The sequence below is a fragment of the Neobacillus sp. 114 genome (assembly GCF_030127045.1).
In the GTDB taxonomy this organism is placed as follows: domain Bacteria; phylum Bacillota; class Bacilli; order Bacillales; family Cytobacillaceae; genus Neobacillus; species Neobacillus rhizophilus.
The window spans coordinates 6,271,141-6,288,009 of the sequence record NZ_CP126144.1 but is presented as its reverse complement, the minus strand read 5'-3'; the positions used below and the strand labels follow the sequence as shown (position 1 = coordinate 6,288,009).

Annotated in this window: 16 protein-coding genes and 1 pseudogene; 12 read left to right on the top strand and 5 right to left on the bottom strand. The window is 46.7% G+C overall.

What is annotated here, in order from left to right:
- Positions 1-41 precede the first annotated feature (41 nt).
- Positions 42-1,913, bottom strand: a complete 1,872-nt coding sequence (nosZ, locus tag QNN06_RS30685) for a Sec-dependent nitrous-oxide reductase (protein WP_213117066.1) — start codon at positions 1,911-1,913, stop codon at positions 42-44.
- A gap of 15 nt (positions 1,914-1,928) precedes the next feature.
- Positions 1,929-2,378 (bottom strand): cytochrome C, encoded by a 450-nt coding sequence (locus tag QNN06_RS30680; protein ID WP_284036701.1) that lies wholly within the window; start codon positions 2,376-2,378, stop codon positions 1,929-1,931.
- A gap of 279 nt (positions 2,379-2,657) precedes the next feature.
- On the opposite strand from QNN06_RS30680, the gene QNN06_RS30675 reads away from it, so the two are divergent.
- Positions 2,658-3,401, top strand: coding sequence for a Crp/Fnr family transcriptional regulator (locus QNN06_RS30675; RefSeq protein ID WP_284036700.1), 744 nt, complete (start codon positions 2,658-2,660; stop codon positions 3,399-3,401).
- Between the two features lie 55 nt (positions 3,402-3,456).
- Here QNN06_RS30675 and bshB2 read toward each other — a convergent pair whose 3' ends face one another.
- From bshB2 to pdxK, 3 genes are all read right to left on the bottom strand, one after another.
- Positions 3,457-4,125 (bottom strand): bacillithiol biosynthesis deacetylase BshB2, encoded by a 669-nt coding sequence (bshB2, locus tag QNN06_RS30670; protein ID WP_213117068.1) that lies wholly within the window; start codon positions 4,123-4,125, stop codon positions 3,457-3,459.
- 36 nt (positions 4,126-4,161) lie between these two features.
- Positions 4,162-4,509 carry a YojF family protein gene (locus tag QNN06_RS30665; RefSeq protein WP_213117069.1) on the bottom strand — a complete coding sequence of 116 codons (348 nt, stop codon included), beginning with the start codon at positions 4,507-4,509 and terminating at the stop codon, positions 4,162-4,164.
- Between the two features lie 327 nt (positions 4,510-4,836).
- Complete coding sequence (gene pdxK / locus QNN06_RS30660) at positions 4,837-5,679, bottom strand: pyridoxine/pyridoxal/pyridoxamine kinase (RefSeq protein ID WP_284036699.1); 843 nt, start codon at positions 5,677-5,679, stop codon at positions 4,837-4,839.
- A gap of 251 nt (positions 5,680-5,930) precedes the next feature.
- Here pdxK and fdhD point away from each other — a divergent pair, with 251 nt between their 5' ends.
- The 11 genes and pseudogenes from fdhD (at position 5,931) to moaD (ending at position 16,800) form a co-directional block, all read left to right on the top strand.
- Positions 5,931-6,728: a formate dehydrogenase accessory sulfurtransferase FdhD gene (fdhD, locus tag QNN06_RS30655; protein ID WP_213117071.1), complete on the top strand. Its 798-nt coding sequence runs from the start codon at positions 5,931-5,933 to the stop codon at positions 6,726-6,728.
- 51 nt (positions 6,729-6,779) lie between these two features.
- A complete protein-coding gene (locus tag QNN06_RS31530; RefSeq protein ID WP_481819234.1) occupies positions 6,780-7,352 on the top strand; it encodes a twin-arginine translocation signal domain-containing protein in 573 nt (190 codons plus the stop codon).
- 12 nt (positions 7,353-7,364) lie between these two features.
- Positions 7,365-9,770, top strand: a pseudogene (fdnG, locus tag QNN06_RS30650) (formate dehydrogenase-N subunit alpha); the annotation flags it as partial.
- The gene (locus tag QNN06_RS30645; RefSeq protein WP_213117072.1) at positions 9,770-10,594 is read left to right on the top strand and encodes a 4Fe-4S dicluster domain-containing protein; all 825 of its coding nucleotides are present in this window, start codon (positions 9,770-9,772) and stop codon (positions 10,592-10,594) included. The pseudogene fdnG and the gene QNN06_RS30645, both read left to right, overlap by 1 nt.
- Positions 10,587-11,294, top strand: a complete 708-nt coding sequence (locus tag QNN06_RS30640) for a formate dehydrogenase subunit gamma (protein WP_284036698.1) — start codon at positions 10,587-10,589, stop codon at positions 11,292-11,294. The genes QNN06_RS30645 and QNN06_RS30640 overlap by 8 nt, the downstream gene beginning before the upstream one ends.
- Before the next feature lie 204 nt (positions 11,295-11,498).
- A complete protein-coding gene (locus tag QNN06_RS30635; protein WP_284036697.1) occupies positions 11,499-12,308 on the top strand; it encodes a formate dehydrogenase accessory protein FdhE in 810 nt (269 codons plus the stop codon).
- A 12-nt stretch (positions 12,309-12,320) separates the two neighbouring features.
- A complete protein-coding gene (gene mobA / locus QNN06_RS30630; RefSeq protein ID WP_284036696.1) occupies positions 12,321-12,920 on the top strand; it encodes a molybdenum cofactor guanylyltransferase in 600 nt (199 codons plus the stop codon).
- 16 nt (positions 12,921-12,936) lie between these two features.
- Positions 12,937-14,169 (top strand): molybdopterin molybdotransferase MoeA, encoded by a 1,233-nt coding sequence (locus QNN06_RS30625; RefSeq protein ID WP_284036695.1) that lies wholly within the window; start codon positions 12,937-12,939, stop codon positions 14,167-14,169.
- Between the two features lie 14 nt (positions 14,170-14,183).
- On the top strand, positions 14,184-16,106 hold the full coding sequence (locus tag QNN06_RS30620; RefSeq protein ID WP_284036694.1) for a molybdopterin biosynthesis protein: 1,923 nt from the start codon (positions 14,184-14,186) through the stop codon (positions 16,104-16,106).
- A complete protein-coding gene (locus QNN06_RS30615) occupies positions 16,107-16,574 on the top strand; it encodes a molybdenum cofactor biosynthesis protein MoaE (protein ID WP_213117078.1) in 468 nt (155 codons plus the stop codon).
- A complete protein-coding gene (gene moaD, locus QNN06_RS30610; protein WP_284036693.1) occupies positions 16,567-16,800 on the top strand; it encodes a molybdopterin converting factor subunit 1 in 234 nt (77 codons plus the stop codon). Before QNN06_RS30615 ends, moaD begins: the two co-directional genes overlap by 8 nt.
- Positions 16,801-16,869: the final 69 nt, after the last annotated feature.

The window sequence follows — 16,869 nt, the reverse complement described above, 5'->3', positions numbered from 1 at the left end:
GGGTACCAACATTCATTGATACCCACCACCAACTTTAGGCACTATTGCTTTGGTTTGACTAGGAAGTAGCCGGTCATTTCTTGGTGCAGGGCGGAACAGAAGTTTGTACAGTAAATCGGGTAAGTACCCGCTTTTTTCGCTGTGAACTTCATCGTGTTTGTCTGTCCTGGCTGCACTTCCATGTTCAGGTTGTAGCTGTTGATGGCAAAACCGTGGGTAATGTCCTCATCAAAGTCGAGGTTAGTCAGATGGATCGTAACTTCATCACCTTCGTTGACTTCAATCACATCAGGGCGCTTCGCTTTGGCATCAAAAATGAACTTCGAGCGCATCGCGATGCCGTAGACGTCGACTTTATTGCCATTGCGGACAATTTTCGCTTCGTCTTTTTTATAAACAGCCTCTTTGTTATTTTCATCCTTCGGATACACATTGATGGCCTTGATTTTATCCGCCTTAATCATCTGCGCATAGTGTGGTTCTGGGTTCACCGGAGATGATTGGATGACCTTCATTTTGCCGCTAATATCAATTAATTGCATTGATTCAGGGTGAGAAGGTCCGACAGACAGGTAGCTGTCCTTGGCAATCTTGTTCAGAGCAACAAGCCAGTGGCCATCAGGTGATACAGTGTCTCCTTCAGCAGCAACAGAGTGACCTGGTGAATATTGGACAGGCACGCGGTCTAACGTCTTGCCGGTCTTTGGATCCCACTTCACGATTTCCGAAGAAATAAACATTGTTGTATAGGCCATGCCTTTATCGTCAAACTGTGTATGAAGCGGTCCAAGTGCGTTTTCTGGATTCACTTCACGTTCCATCACAGATTTGTAGTTAATAATCGGAATGCCGTTTCTTTCACCGGCAAAGTCTTTGTTTTCAATCGCTTTAAACGCTTTTTCAAAAGAAAATACGGTCATCGAAGGCGCAAGTTTGCCGGAAGCGATGAAGTATTTGCCATCTGGAGTTACATCGACGCCGTGCGGCGATTTAGCTACAGGAACTAAATAAATGCCGCCTTTTTGTTTTTCAGGGTAAATCATCTTCTGTCCGCCAACATCCTCGTACTGGCCGTCTTTGACCATTTTCTCAAGCTCTTTCCAGTTAAACAGAACGATGAAATCGCGGTCCGCTTGGGAAGCGTTGATTTCCAGGTTGGTCGTTGCTTCCTCAGTGTTATAAGTGGTCATGACAGCCCAGTCCTTGGAGCTCTTTTTACCAGCATCGGAAAGGTCATAGGACCAAGGTGGGAGCGCCACCTGATAGGCAATGTTCAGCTTTGTATTTTTTTCATCAAAGGTAACGGCTGACATGACGCCGCGGTATTTTGTGCTGTAGTCATCAAGAGATTCATAGGCCTGCCCAAGCGGCACGGCAAAGCGGGTTGGCAGGAACATGTACTCGGTATTTTCCGTGACGAACGCTGCACAGTGCGGTCCGCTTGTATTAGGAACATTCAAGATGTCTTTTACGGTAAAGGTTTTTAAATCCATGACAGCGGCGCGGCTGTTGCCGACATCAGTGGCAAACATGTATTTGCCGTCATAATCACCGTTTGTTTCTGAGAATGCTGGGTGGTGCAGGTCGCCCCATGTATAATCACCCATCATTTTTTTGGAATGTTCATCAAACCCGTAACCGGTTGCGGAATCCTGCGAGAATACCGGAACGGTACGGATTTGGCGCATCGAAGGCACTCCGTAAATAAACATTTGGCCGGAGTGGCCGCCGGATGCAAATAGATAATAATCATCCTTTTTGCCAAAAGGGACATACACCTTTTCGGCATCGCTCTTGTTGCTTGAGGATGCCGTTTCCGTGGTCTTTGCGTTTGACGAGAAATCGGCGAATGAGATTGTTGCTGCGGCGAATCCGGCTAGTAGTCCAGACGCGATTGGTACCCATTTTTTCATTCGGTTAACACCACCTTATTTTTCAGATGCCTGCTTGAGCAGGTCTAATACTTGCTTTTCTTCTTCATCAGTTAATGGATTTTTGCCGATAACGCCTGACATGACAGCCGATGTCGGTGCTTTTAGAAATTCCTCAATTGGTTTGCCGTGCTTGCCTTCAACGTTTACAAAGGCTTGGGATAGATCCGGTCCGACGGCACCGCCTTTTAGGTTGATCGCTTCCACGCTATGGCAGCCAAGGCATCCCTTTTTATTGAGGATATTATCGTCATTTGCGCTGGATGTTGCGGCTGTTTCCTTAGGTTTGCTGGAATCATCCGCTGCTTTTTCCTTTGATACAGCCTGGGCTGTTTCCGGCGCCTTACCAGGGTCGCTGGAGTTTCCCATGATGACATCAAATACGAGGTATCCAAGCCCGAAGCCGAGCACGACGCTGATAGCAAAACTAATAAGAGCCTTTTTCAAATTGTTCCCCCTCCTTTTTCTCAATTGAACAGCTTCATCCTAATCGTTTGTATTTTGTAAAATTGTGACGTCCGTCACAGGAATTTAAGGTTTTATGAACGATTTGTGAAAGGACCCGAAAATCCTATATTTTAAGCGTTTTTAAAAAAATGAACGTTCTGTGAAAACAAATTTCCCGTGTTGTTTTACCGATTTGGTTTTTTGTGAACCTTGTCACTTCAATACTTATGGAAATGTCTTACAATAAGAGGAAAAAAACGAGTAAAGGTGGTGGGAAGGTTGGAACGAGTTAGAAAATTGGTGGAACCGAATTTAGCTGTGATCCAGGAGGTAAAAAAAGAGAGCTTGCTCCGCAAGATTGTGATTTTTAGAGATTTATCACCAAAATCACTGAGCATTATTGAACAGAGGATCCAAACGCTTGAGGTGAAAAAAGGAGAGCCGATTATTAAAGAGGATGAACCGGCAAGAGGTGTCTTTTTTGTTCATGATGGGTCGGTAAAGCTCGCCAAGCAGGATGAGAACGGGAATGAAATTATTGTCTGTTTAAAGCAAAAAGGGGATATATTCGCTGAAGCATGTCTATTCACACAGAAGACTGAATGTTATCCAGCAACAGCAACGATGCTCGAGGATGGCAGGCTATTCTTTTTGGATAAGCAGGAACTCGAGCAGGATCTTTACCAATATCCGGAGCTTTCTATGCAAATGATCCGCTATATGAGTGATGGCTTGAGGGAAATGACTGGTCAGTTAAGGGATGTGGCCCTGCTTGATGTGTATGCGAAAACGGTGAAGACACTTGAGCGGCTCGGACGGAAATTTAACACGGACTTCAAACGCTGGGAGATTGAAATCCCTTTAACTGTACAGGAATTCGCCACCGTTGTTGGCACATCGCGCGAAAGCATCAGTCGTGTTTTCTCAAAACTAAAAAAGGAAGAAATGATTGACTTGAAATCGAGGAAAATCATCATTCTTGATTGGTGCAAATTCTGTACCCTGCTTCATAAAGAATATTAAAAGGAAAGGGACCTGCCCACGCATTAAAAGCGGAAGGACGGGTCCCTTTGTATATTTAATCAAATTTGTACGTCCAAAAGCGCTCGTTGTTGATCCAGACCATGATTTGTGGGTCTTGATTTTTTAATTTTTCGGACACGTCGGCAAACATTTGCTCCGTTTGCGAGCGGTGTGCCTTGATGGCTGCTAGTTTTTTTTCCGCAACCGGGGTTATATCATTAATGATATCGGCCTCGCCAAGCTTTTCGATGCAATCGTTCGAGAAGGCAACGCAGTGTAAGGTCGGCCGTGCGGCTTCAGGCAGCCGCGCGGCGGCGCGGACGACGGCCGCACCTGTGGCGTCATGGTCGGGATGCACGGCATAGCCGGGATAAAAGGTGATGATTAAAGATGGGTTTAACTCATCGATCAGGCCTGACATCACGTCGGCCAGCTTTTCTTCATCCTCAAATTCTACAGTTTTATCGCGGTAGCCGAGCATGCGTAAATCTTGGATGCCTAAAGCGCGGGCAGCTTCCTTTAGTTCCGCTTTTCTGATTTTCGGGAGATTTTCCCGATTGGTAAATGGCGGATTCCCCATATTGCGGCCCATTTCCCCCAGGGTTAAGCAGGCGTAAGTAACGGGGGTGCCATTTTTGATGTGAGTGGCTATTGTCCCGGATACTCCAAATGCTTCATCATCCGGATGTGGAAAGACAACTAGTACATGGCGTTCTTTTTCCATTTTACATTCTCCTTTCAGGACTGACGCATGAAACCACTATTCAAATGGAGTTGGGCTGATTTCTAATGCGACGGCTAATTTCCCTTCATTGTCATGGCCGGCAAGCAGCAGCCGTCCCAGTTCATCGATTTCAAAATGAGTGATGCCCTCAGCGTAAATCCAGCCAAGGTTAATTTTTAAGCCCACCCGATAAGGGCCTTTTCCGGTAATTTTCCCTATTTCATACTGGACTTTGGCATTGCGGATATAAGCACCCGCCGAAAAAAAGGATTGATTGCGATGTGATGCGTAGGCACCGTTTGTGGTTTCAAGGTGAATATATACTTCTTTATTTACGAAGCTATTAATGGCTTCCTGTACTTGTTTGGTGTTCACTAGTTCCAAGCTGATTCCTCCCTTCCCGTTATTTCTTATAAAAAATAGGATTTAGTCTACGAGATATTTTTCTTTAAGAATGTAACTATCATACTAAAATTGGATAAAAAATGCGAAATGAATGCTCCGGGAAATGTTGATTTCTGCTCCAGGGGGCTCGCTTTCCGCGGGCGGTTCGGGGAGCCTCCTCAGCGCCTCTGGCGCCTGCGGGGTCTCCCCTGTCCCGTACTCCCGCAGGAGTCTCGCCCCTTCCGCTCCAATCAACTGGGGTTGCCGATCATTTCACATTTTTATGAAAAAAGAAGAGCCGAACTTCATGTTCAGCTCTTAAAGAAATTATTCTGCGCAGTCTTCGCAGTATTCGGTTTTGCTTTTTGAACTGCGGTAAGCGCCGTGCCAGGTTGGGCCGACGTATTCATTTAGGCGGAAGCCCTGTTCGATGGCTGCGGCAATAAAGTCTTTCGCCACTTCGACTGCTTCAAAGACGGATTTCCCTTTCGCAAGTTCAGCTGTGACCGCGGATGAGTAGGTGCAGCCGGCGCCGTGCGTAAAGGTTGTATTATATTTTGGCGATTCGTAAATTCTGAATTCCTTGCCATCATAAAGAAGATCGACGGCATTTTCTTCAGACTGCAGTTTGCTGCCGCCCTTGATGAGAACATTTTTTGCCCCTAAATCAAAGATTTTTACAGCTGCCTCTTTCATTTCTTCCACTGTCCGCGGCGTTTTCATGCCGGCAAGCTGTCCGGCCTCAAACAGATTTGGTGTTACCACTAAACAGCGCGGCAATAAAAGTTCACGCATCGCATCAGTCGTTTCCGGGTTTAACACCTCGTCTTCGCCTTTACACACCATGACAGGGTCTATTACAACACGCTCTAGCTTGTGGGCATCGATGGTTTTTGCAGCAATTTCAATTAACTCGACCGTTCCCAGCATACCTGTCTTCATTGCATCGATACCGACAGATAGAATGGTTTCCAGCTGCTTTTCAAGAAAATCTGAAGCAATTGGGAACACGTTATGATGCCAGTTGTCTTTGGGATCCATCGTGACGATGCATGTCAGGGCACTCATACCATATACACCAAGCTCTTGGAACGTCTTCAAGTCCGCCTGAAGCCCCGCCCCGCCGCTTGAATCGGAACCAGCAATTGTCATTACTTTCTTAATGCTCATTATGTACTCCTCCTAAAAAAGGCTTAATTATCACCCTATTATTATAATTCAACAGCAAAAAAACAACCAAAATAAACTTTTACAATGGTGCAATTGATTTTTTTCGCCTGTCGAAAGTGTTTGACAAAAAAGTGAAATATCCATCTTTTTTACTATTTTAATCAATTTATTGTGATAAAAATTACTTTCAAAAAACTCCTCTAAAATTACTCTATTAATGAGAAATACTCTTCAAAGGTGGTGGGAAAACAATGAACCACAAAAGTTGTCCCGACGAATATCCCATTTCATTAGTCATTAACGGGTACGAAATGGCGGTTTTCCAATTGACAAAATTTGATCTCGAGGATTGGACATATGGCTATTTGTTTTCTGAAGGATTTATTCAGGCTGCAAATGATATTGAGTCCATCGTCATCAATGAAGATATGGGCAGCATCCATGTCACTTTAAGCGCAGCTTTTGATGAGGAGCAGGTCTTTTCAAAGAAGAAGCATTACACAGCAGGCTGTGGCAGGGGCGTTACATTTTTTTCAATGACAGATGTAAAGAACTTCGATAAGGTCACATCAAATCAAACCTATCAGCTTAGCTATCTTTTAAAAAAACGCAGTGAATTTGCACAGAACTCCCGTTTTTATTTGGAGACAGGCGGTATGCATGGCGCCTGCATTGTGGATGAAGAGGGAAATATAACCATTCGCGAGGATATCGGCCGGCATAATGCTGTCGATAAGATTATCGGACACGCCTTGAGAAACGGCTTGCGCCCCAATCGGCTTGTACTTCTTACAACCGGCAGGGTTTCATATGAAATGCTTTCAAAAGCAGCTAAATTCGGCTTTCCTGTTATCGGCTCGCGGACGGCCGCAACCAAGCAGGCCATCCAGCTGGCGCGGTACTTAAATATAGAAGTAATCGGCTATTTAAGAGGGAAAATGGCGATGATCTATACCGCGGCAGGCAGGGTCGAAAATGATGTAAACCCAGAGCCGCTCTTGGAGAGATGCTTTGAAGGGGGGAATCAGCCGGTAGAACTATATAGATAAACATAAAAAAATGGGATGTTCTATTCATTACTCTTGGGAAGGAGATTGGAAATGGTTGAAATGAACCTAAATCGCCGGCAATTTTTAAAACTTTCCGGTGCAACCGCTGCCACATTGGCGATTGTTGAACTGGGCTTTAATGAGCAAAAGGCTTATGCGAAATCAAAGGAATTCAAAATTGCCAAAGCTACTGTAACACCAACCATTTGCTGTTTTTGCGGCGTCGGCTGCGGAATCTTGGTCCATACAAAGGACAACACAGTGGTTTATACGGAGGGGGACCCGGATAATCCAATAAACGAAGGCAAGCTATGCAGCAAAGGGACGACACTTAGACAGTTATACACTTCTGAAAAGCGGATGACGAAACCGCTTTATCGCGCTCCTGGCAGCGATAAATGGGAAGAAAAAGACTGGGAATGGATGCTGGATACCATTGCCAAACGTACAAAAGAAAGCCGCGATAAGTCATTTATCGTTTCAGAGAATGGCGTCACTGTCAACCGGACAGAAAAGATTGCCAGCCTTGGCGGCGCGGCACTCGATAACGAAGAAACATATTTGGTTTCAAAATTGATGAGAGGGCTTGGCGTTGTCTATTTAGAACACCAGGCACGAATATGACACAGTTCAACGGTTGCCGGTCTGGCACCATCGTTTGGACGTGGAGCAATGACAAACCACTGGAATGACCTGCAGCATACAGATTGCGCGCTAATTATGGGTGCAAACCCTGCAGAAAATCACCCAATCAGCTTCAGATGGCTGACAAAAGCAAAAGAAAACGGCGGAAAAATCATCAGTGTTGACCCGCGTTATACTCGGACTTCAGCAGTATCTGATATTTACGCACCACTTCGTTCCGGAACGGATATTGCGTTCTTGGGCGGAATGATAAAATATGCACTCGAAAATAATCTTATTCACAAAGAATATGTTGTTAACTATACAAACGCACCCTTTATCGTGGCAGATGGCTACGATTTCAAAGACGGCCTATTCAGCGGCTATGACCAAGCAAAACGCACCTATGATAAAACAAAATGGGCACTTGCGGCAGGACCGGATGGAAAACCGGTAACGGATCCAACCTTGGAGAACCCTCGTACAGTTTTTCAATTACTGAAGAAGCATTATTCACGCTATGATTTGGATACGGTTTCATCGGTAACAGGCACACCAAAGGAAGATTTATTAAAGGTTTACAAGACATTCTGTGAAACAAGCAAAGTCGGCAAAGCGGGAACAATCCTTTATGCAATGGGTACCACCCAGCATACAGTCGGTTCGCAAAACGTCCGTGCTTATGCGATTATTCAGATGCTCTTGGGCAACATTGGCCTGCCAGGCGGCGGTATTAACGCGATGCGCGGCGAATCAAACGTACAAGGTTCCACTGACTTTGGATTATTATGGGATAACCTAACAGGTTACCTGGCTATTCCTAAAGCATCAGTACCCGAGCACGCGACCCTTGACGGCTACTTAAAGAAAGAAACACCTCCATCAGGTTATTGGAGCAACAGACCTAAATTTGTGGTCAGCCTGCTAAAATCTTGGTACGCGCAAAATGCAACAGCCGAGAACGAATTTGGCTATCAATATTTACCTAAACCAGGGTCAAAGAACTACTCGCACATTTTCTTATTCAAAGCGATGTACAATCAAGAGCTTGACGGTGCGTTCCTGTGGGGAACAAATCCGGTTGTTGGCGGACCGAATGCCGGCAAGGAAAAAGAAGCACTAGGCAACTTAAAATGGCTGGTTGCTGTGGACCTTTGGGAAACAGAAACAGCAGCCTTCTGGAAAAAAGAAGCTGGCAGCGACCCATCGAAAATCAATACCGAGGTATTCCTGCTCCCAGCATCAGCATCATTTGAAAAAGAAGGAAGCATCTCTAACAGCTCGCGCTGGATGCAATATCGCTGGAAAGCGATTGATTCTAAGGGCGAAGCAAGACCAGACCTTGACATCATCCATGAGCTGGCACTTAAGCTTAAAAAGCTCTATGCCGGTGACACAAGTGCACAAGCTGCTCCATTCCTGGCTCTTGATTGGAATTTTGGCAAAGGTGAGGAATGTGACATTGATCTAGTTGCCAAGGAAATCAATGGTTATGACCTGACAACAGGCAAGCTGCTTCCTGGTTTCGGTGCCTTAAAAGCTGATGGAACAACTACCAGCGGAAACTGGATTTATAGCGGCTTCTATCCTGAAGAAGGCAAGAACAAATCAAAAAGTCGCGACAATAAAGACACGGGTGGACATAACTATCTAAATTGGTCATTTGCTTGGCCAATGAACCGCCGCGTTCTATACAACCGTGCTGCAGCAGATGCAAACGGCAATCCTTGGAGCAAGGAAAAAGCCATCATCTGGTGGGATGCCATCCAGAATAAGTGGGTCGGCAACGACGTTCCAGACTTTAATGCTACATTAGCGCCAACAGCACCAGGCGGTACTGGCGCAATCATGATGAATAAAGACGGAGTAGGATTGCTTTACGCACCAACAATGAATGAAGGGCCATTCCCAGAACATTATGAGCCATTTGAAAGCCCTGTTCCAAATGCCTTCTCATCTGTGGAATTAAACCCTGCCGTAGTGATTCATGAAGGCGACTTCAACAAGAAAGGCTCAAAAGGAACTTACCCAATCATAGCGACAACCTACCGGGTATCTGAACACTGGCAGTCCGGTTCGATGACCCGAAACCAAGAATGGCTGTCGGAAATCGCCGGTTACATGTTTGTTGAAATAAGTGAAGAACTCGCCAAAGAAAAAGGCATCAAAAACAAAGATAAAATCATTGTCAGCTCAGCACGCGGCGAAATCACTGCCTACGCAATGGTTACAAAACGTTATAAGCCTTTCAAAGTAAGAGGCAAAGTAGTGCACCAAGTGGGAATGCCATGGCATTTTGGCTATAAGGGATATGTTACAGGAGATACAGCTAACCGCCTGACTCCGCATATTGGAGATGCTAACACGCAAATTCCTGAATACAAAGCATTCCTCTGTGATGTTAGGAGGGCTGACTAATGGCTAAAGAATATGTGAAATTCGTTGATGTTACCAAATGCGATGGCTGTAAAGCCTGCATGGTGGCCTGTAAAAACTGGAACGACCTTCCTGTTGAAGAGACAGCATTCCAGGGCAGCGCCCAGTCCCATCCGAAAACAACGGCCGATACCTGGAACGTCCTCCAGTACATTGAGCATGAGAATGCGGGAGGCGGTCTGGATTACTTGTTCCGCCACTCATCCTGCTTCCATTGTACGGATGCTGCGTGTGAAAAGGTATGTCCGGAGAATGCCATCAGCTATACCGATTTTGGTTCCGTTGTCATCGATCAAGACAAGTGTGTGGGCTGCGGCTATTGCGTACAAAACTGTCCATTCGAAGTGATTTCTCTAAAGGAATATAAAGATAAAAACGGTAAAGAGTACCGTAAAGCACATAAATGCACGATGTGTACCGACCGTTTAGAAGAAGGTCTGCAGCCTGCCTGTGTAACGACCTGCCATACCGGAGCAATGGAATTTGGCGATAAAGAGGCCATGATCAGAAAAGCTGAAAAGCGAGTTCAAGAAATCAAAGGCCGTTATCCAAATGCTCAGGTTTACAATCCGCAAGGCGTTGGCGGCACACACACCGTTTATGTTTTAGCAGAAAAACCGTCTGTTTACGGGCTTCCGGAAAATCCGAAAGTTCCAACCTCCGCAGTTGCTTGGAAGGATTACGCACAGCCAATCGGCAAGATGATGCTGGGTGCCACCACGATGGCTCTTGTCGGTGCGTTTGTGACAAACAAGCTGTTTAATAAAGAAGGCAAAGAGCAAGACGGAGGTGGTAGCAATGAGTAAACAAGCGCAAAAGCCCGTGGCGAAAGTCAGACGATTTCCAAAGGCGTTTGTTTGGGCCCATGCAATCAATGGGATTTCCTTCTTTGCGTTGTACATTACGGCACTGCCGATGTATACCGAATTCTTTGACTGGCTGTATCCGGTGTTTGGCGGCCCGGCCAACGCCCGGCTGCTGCACCGAATTTTCGCCGTCACCTTTGTTACGCCTACCTTGATCTTGTTGATTTTTAGCCCGAAATTCCTGATGCTTTGGCTGAAGGAATTAATCACTTGGAAAAAACGCGACCTTGAATTCTTCAGCAGTTTCGTTAAAGAATTGTTCGGCTTTAAGTTTAAGCATATAAAACAAACCTTCTTCAACGCCGGAGAAAAAATTAACTCGATTCTGCAGATGTTTTGTGCGATTTTGGTTATTTGTTCAGGTTTCACGATGTGGTTTCCGCAATTTTTCCCAAGGGCTTTAGTACAGTGGGGCTACTTCTTCCACAACGTCGGCTTCGCTCTTGGAATTGCCGTCATTGTCGGTCACATTTACTTGAGTGTGATTAATAAAAACTCAAGACCAGGCTACTCCGGTGTCATTACCGGCGAGGTTCCTGCTCGGTGGGCAAAGGATCACTACACCGAATGGTATGAAGAAGAGGTTAAAAAGGGTAACTTCCCTGATTTGGATGACCCGAAACATAAAAAAGGCGCTTAATTTTATGAGGAAAGGGGCTGGCTGTCTGTCAAAGGCAGCCATTCCCATTGAATCTTTTGAGTGGTTTTGGGGTCCTATTGGCGAATTTCAGCTTTCTATTGGCGAATTGTTGAGTTCTATTGGCGAATTTCAACATTCTATTGGCGAATTATGCAGTTCTATTGGCGAATTCAAAAAAACTAATAAAAAAGAGGTGCAACAACGATGATTAAATCCGTTGTTTCAAAGGAATACCAGAACCTGCAAAAGGAAATTGTCCAACTTCAGGAAAAATGGAAGAGGATGATCGACCCTGACACAATCAAGCCTAATCTGGATAAAGCGGCACTGGCTGCAGGGGTACCTGCTGCTGCGCTCGCGGCGATTGATTTTGAAATTTCACTATTCTTACAGTGGGTAGAGGAAATAACAGCCCTACTCATAGAAAGCAGCCCAAACCTGAAACCAAAGCTTGCTGATATCGCCAGTTTGCTTAATGAAGAAACGGCCATCCGCTGGATAGAGGAAGCCTTTTCCTTCAATAGCGTCTACTTTGAAAGGTTTGCTGAGGAAAATGGACTGGAACCATGGATTCCACAATTCTTAGCAGAAACCACACTCCGTCCGTATCTTCAACTAGTGGCTGAAAAAGTCCAGCCGGAAATTGACCGTGCCGTCCCGGGTTCAGGCTGCCCTGTCTGCGGCGAGCCTGTAAGACTGGCAGTTTTGGAGGATGAGGGCAAAAAGGTTTGCCAATGTCCGCGCTGTCTCGCCCATTGGAATGCCAAGCGCCTGGAGTGTTCACATTGCGGCAATGAAGACTACCAAAAAATCAAATTTTTAACTATTGAAGGGGATGCTGTCTCGCAAATACAGGTTTGCGAGGAGTGCAACGGCTATATTAAAATTATTGATACAAGGCAATATATAGAAAAACCTTCCGCTGCCATGATCGATTTAAATTCAATCCATCTCGATTTTGTAGCGCAGGAAAACGGATTTAGTTCAGCAGGCGAGAAAAAAATAACGAATTAAGAGGTGCTGTCGATGAACGCTTCAGCAATCATTTTATCAGGCGGAAAATCCAGCCGAATGGGCACCAACAAAGCTCTACTAAAAATTAATGAGAAAACCAATATTGAAAGAATTAGAGACACACTTAAGCACCGTTTTAATGGTATAATTCTGGTAACCAATCATTTTGATGATTATGAATTTTTAGAACTGGAAATGGTCGCAGATGACTATCCCGGCATGGGGCCGCTCGCCGGACTCCATGCCGGTTTGAAAGCTTCCAAAAGCGATGTTAATTTTGTCGTCGCTTGCGACATGCCGTTTGTGTCCGGGGAACTCGCCGAGACAATAGCGAAACTATGCGGCAATTATGATGCGGTCATCCCCGTTATCAACGGGAACCAGCATCCATTATTTGCTGTTTTTAAAAAATCAGTTGCGGGCGAGGCAAAGAAATGTATTGCGGCGGGGAATCTCCGCATGAAGCAGCTACTGGACCGTCTTAAAGTCCTTTATGTAACAGAAAAAGAGCTTGCAGGCTTTAGCCAAGCAGAATTAGAGCGGGTCTTCTTCAACATGAACCACCCGGAGGAATACGAAGACGCGAAAAAGTGGGCCGAAAGCGAACATTAGGGGGAAAAAGAGAACCATGCAATTTTTCAAAGTAAAAACAGTGGAAGAAACATTTGCCTTGATAGACGAAATGATCCCGGCAACCCAACAAACAGAAGTAAGGGAGCTTTCCCAAGCCCTTCATTATATACTAGCCGAGCCGGTGACTGCGAAGGAGAATGTTCCCGGCTTTGACCGCTCGACGGTCGATGGGTATGCTGTCCGCGCGAAAGATACGTATGGTTCTTCTGAGTCCATGCCCGGCTTCCTGAACGTTGCCGGCGAAGTCAAAATGGGCGAGGTCCCCGATGTAAAGGTCGGCCTTGGACAAGCTGTCTACGTTCCAACCGGCGGAATGCTTCCGGCCGGCAGTGACAGCGTGATGATGATTGAACATTGTGAGGATGTCGACGGACTCCTCAATACATATAAACAAATTGCTCCTGGAGAAAATGTCATCCGGGCTGGCGAGGATATTCGCGAAGGTGAGATTCTCCTTGAAAAAGGCATGAAGCTCCGCGCTCAGGAACTGGGAGCGCTCGCCTCTTTAGGGATAACTCATGTAACCGTTTTTCGAAAAATTAAAGCTGGCTATCTGTCGTCAGGTGATGAAATCGTTCCCTATCAAACTGAGACCTTGGCGGTCGGACAAATTCGCGATATTAACGGTTTGACGATTTCCGGACTGGCGAGCGATTGGAATGTCGAGGTTGTATACGGCGGCATTGTCCACGATGACTATGAGGAATTCAGCCAAAATGCCCGCGAGCTTTACGAGCAGGTGGACTGCTTGATTATGTCGGGCGGCAGTTCTGTTGGTGCGAAGGATTATACAACTGAGGTCATTCAGTCTTTGGGTGAGCCAGGTGTGTTTGTGCACGGGATTTCGATTAAGCCCGGCAAACCCACGATTTTAGCGATGGCGGACGGCAAACCGGTGATTGGACTGCCCGGTCATCCAGCGTCGGCGATGATTATCTTCAAACTGTTTGGCGAGCGGATTTTAAAGAAGTTGTCCGGGGAACATCTCGTGCCGAAACCTGGGCATATTTTTGCAAAAATAACGAAAAACATCCCGTCAAGTCCGGGCCGGTCGGATTATATCAGAGTACGGCTTGAGGAAAAGGACGGCGAATGGTGGGCGGAGCCGATTATCGGCAAGTCCGGGTTGATTACGACGCTGGTGAAGAGTGACGGCATTGTGGAGATCAGTTCAGAAAAAGAAGGAGTTTCGCAGGGCGAATATGTTCCTGTGATTCTGTCCAGGTAAGGAGAGCGACAGTCATGTATAAACGGAAAATTTACTTGGAAGATAAACCGCGTTTCGAGGCGCGAGATGAGATTCTTGCTGCCTTTGAGGTGACTCCGGAAAAAGAATTGATACCGACAGTAGACGCGCTTGGCCGTGTGACCGCAGAACCAATTTTTGCGCCGGTTTCGACTCCTCATTATCATGCCTCGGCGATGGATGGGGTCGCGGTTGTAGCGGAAAGCACGTACACGGCTCATGAGCAAAACCCGCTCCATTTAAAGCTTGGGGTGCAATTTGTTCACGTTGATACGGGAAATGCGATTCCATCGCCGTTTAATGCAGTGATTATGATTGAGCATGTCCAGGTGTTGGACGATGATACGATTGAAATCATCGAGCCGGCAACCCCTTGGCAGCATATCCGGCCGATTGGCGAGGATATCGTTCAGGAGGAAATGTTGTTTCCGCAAGGGCATGTGCTGCGGCCTGCTGATTTGGGCGTGCTGATTGCTTCGGGGCTGCTTTCGGTAGCGGTTGTGAAAAAACCAGTTGTGGCCGTGATTCCGACCGGGAATGAACTGGTCGAGCCCGGGCAGGAGATGGCGCCTGGGAAAATTGTTGAATTTAACGGGACGGTATTTGCCAATTTTATCAAAGAGTGGGGCGGCGAGCCGCGCTTGCATCGGATTGTCAAGGATGAGCCGGAGAAGATTAAAGAAGCGCTTTTGAATGCTTCCGAGACTTCGGACTTTATCGTCATCAATGCCGGATCATCGGCGGGGCGCAAGGATTATACCGTTCATATTATTCAGGAGCTTGGTACAGTTTATACTCATGGCATTGCGGCACGTCCTGGCAAGCCGGTTATATTGGGTAAGATTAATGGAACGGTTGTAATTGGTGTACCGGGATATCCGGTTTCGGCTTATCTGGCGCTGGAATGGTTCGCACGGCCGCTTGTCTGCAAGTACTTGGGTGTGCCGGAGCCAGAGCGGCAGAAGGTTACCGTCAAGCTTGGCCGGCGTATCGTTTCGTCGATGGGCGCTGAGGATTTTGTGCGAATGAATATCGGCTTTGTGAATGGCCAGTTTGTCGCTAATCCGCTGACAAGAGCAGCTGGGGTGACGATGTCTTATGTACGTGCGGACGGATTATTGGTGGTGCCGCCGGATGTGATCGGCTATGAACAAGGCGAGCTGGCGGAAGTGGAGTTGCTTCGGCCGCTAGAGGAAATTCGAAATGCCATCATGTTTACGGGCAGCCACGATTTGACGATAGACCTGTTGTCATCGGCGCTGAAGCAGGTGCGAACCGAGATGAAAATTGTCTCCTCGCATGTAGGCAGCATGGCAGGCATTATGGCAATCCGAAAAGGCGAGGCCCATGTAGCGGGGATTCATTTGCTTGACCCTGAGACAAAACAATATAATATATCATATGTACGCCGGTTGTTAGCCGGGCAGGAGGTTGTCCTGTATCCATTTTTGAAGCGCAAGCAGGGCTGGATATTGCCGGCCGGCAATCCGCTTGAAATCCGTGACGTGCGTGATTTGGTGGAAAAGGGAGCAAACTTTGTGAACCGCCAAAAAGGCGCCGGCACGAGGATTTTGTTTGATATGCTGCTGGAGGAAGCGGGCCTTGAGCCGGAGGGAATAGCGGGCTATGACCGCGAAATGTTCTCTCATTTAGCAGTTGCTGCGGAAGTGAAGAGTGATGCTTGTGGCGCTGGCCTCGGCATTTATCCAGCGGCAAAGGCAATGGGCTTGGAGTTCGTTCCGGTTTCCGACGAGGAATACGATTTAGTTATGACCAGAAGCTTTTACGAAAGCGAACAGTTCAAGTTGCTAGCAGAAATCATCCATTCCCCTGCCTTCAAGGCTCAGGTGGAGAAAATCGGCGGCTATCAAGTGGTGGAAAACGCCGAGCCAAAGCGCTTGGCTGAAGAGGTGAAATAATTGAAGTTTTACGAGATTTCGAAAGAACCGATTAATATACAGGAGGTCATCGACAAGGTGGTCCAACGCGAAGCAGGCGCGATTACTACCTTTATCGGCACCGTCCGGGAATTGACCTATGGGAAAAAGACGTTGTTTTTAATCTATGAAGCATATGAAGCGATGGCTGTGAAAAAGCTGGAGCAGATTGGCCGCGAGATTGAAGAACGCTGGGCGGGCTCTCAAGTTGCGATTACTCATCGGGTCGGGCGCTTAGATATTACCGATGTCGCGGTGGTGATCGCGGTGTCGACGCCGCACCGGGCTGATGCCTATGAAGCGAACCGCTATGCGATTGAACGGATTAAGGAAATTGTCCCGATTTGGAAGAAGGAGCACTGGGAGGACGGCGAGGAATGGGTCGGCAACCAGCTCGAAACGAAGGCCTATCCGAGCGGAAAGCCTGAGGAAGGTGATTTAAGTGAATAAAATTTTATTTTTCGCCCATTTGCGCGATGCGGTTGGTGAGGAGTTTCTGCGTCTGGATGCCAGCGGGAAAACAGTGGCGCAGTTGAAGGCGGAGCTCTCTGAGAAGTACGACCTGCCGCGGATGGACACGGTCATGACTGCGATTAATGAAGAGTTTGCTTCTAATGATGAAGTCATCCAGGATGGAGATGAGATCGCGTTTATTCCTCCGGTTAGCGGTGGCTGATTTATCGATTCGCCAATAGAGTGGTCAGATTCGCCAATAGAAATGTGAAATTCGCCAATAGAACGTCTG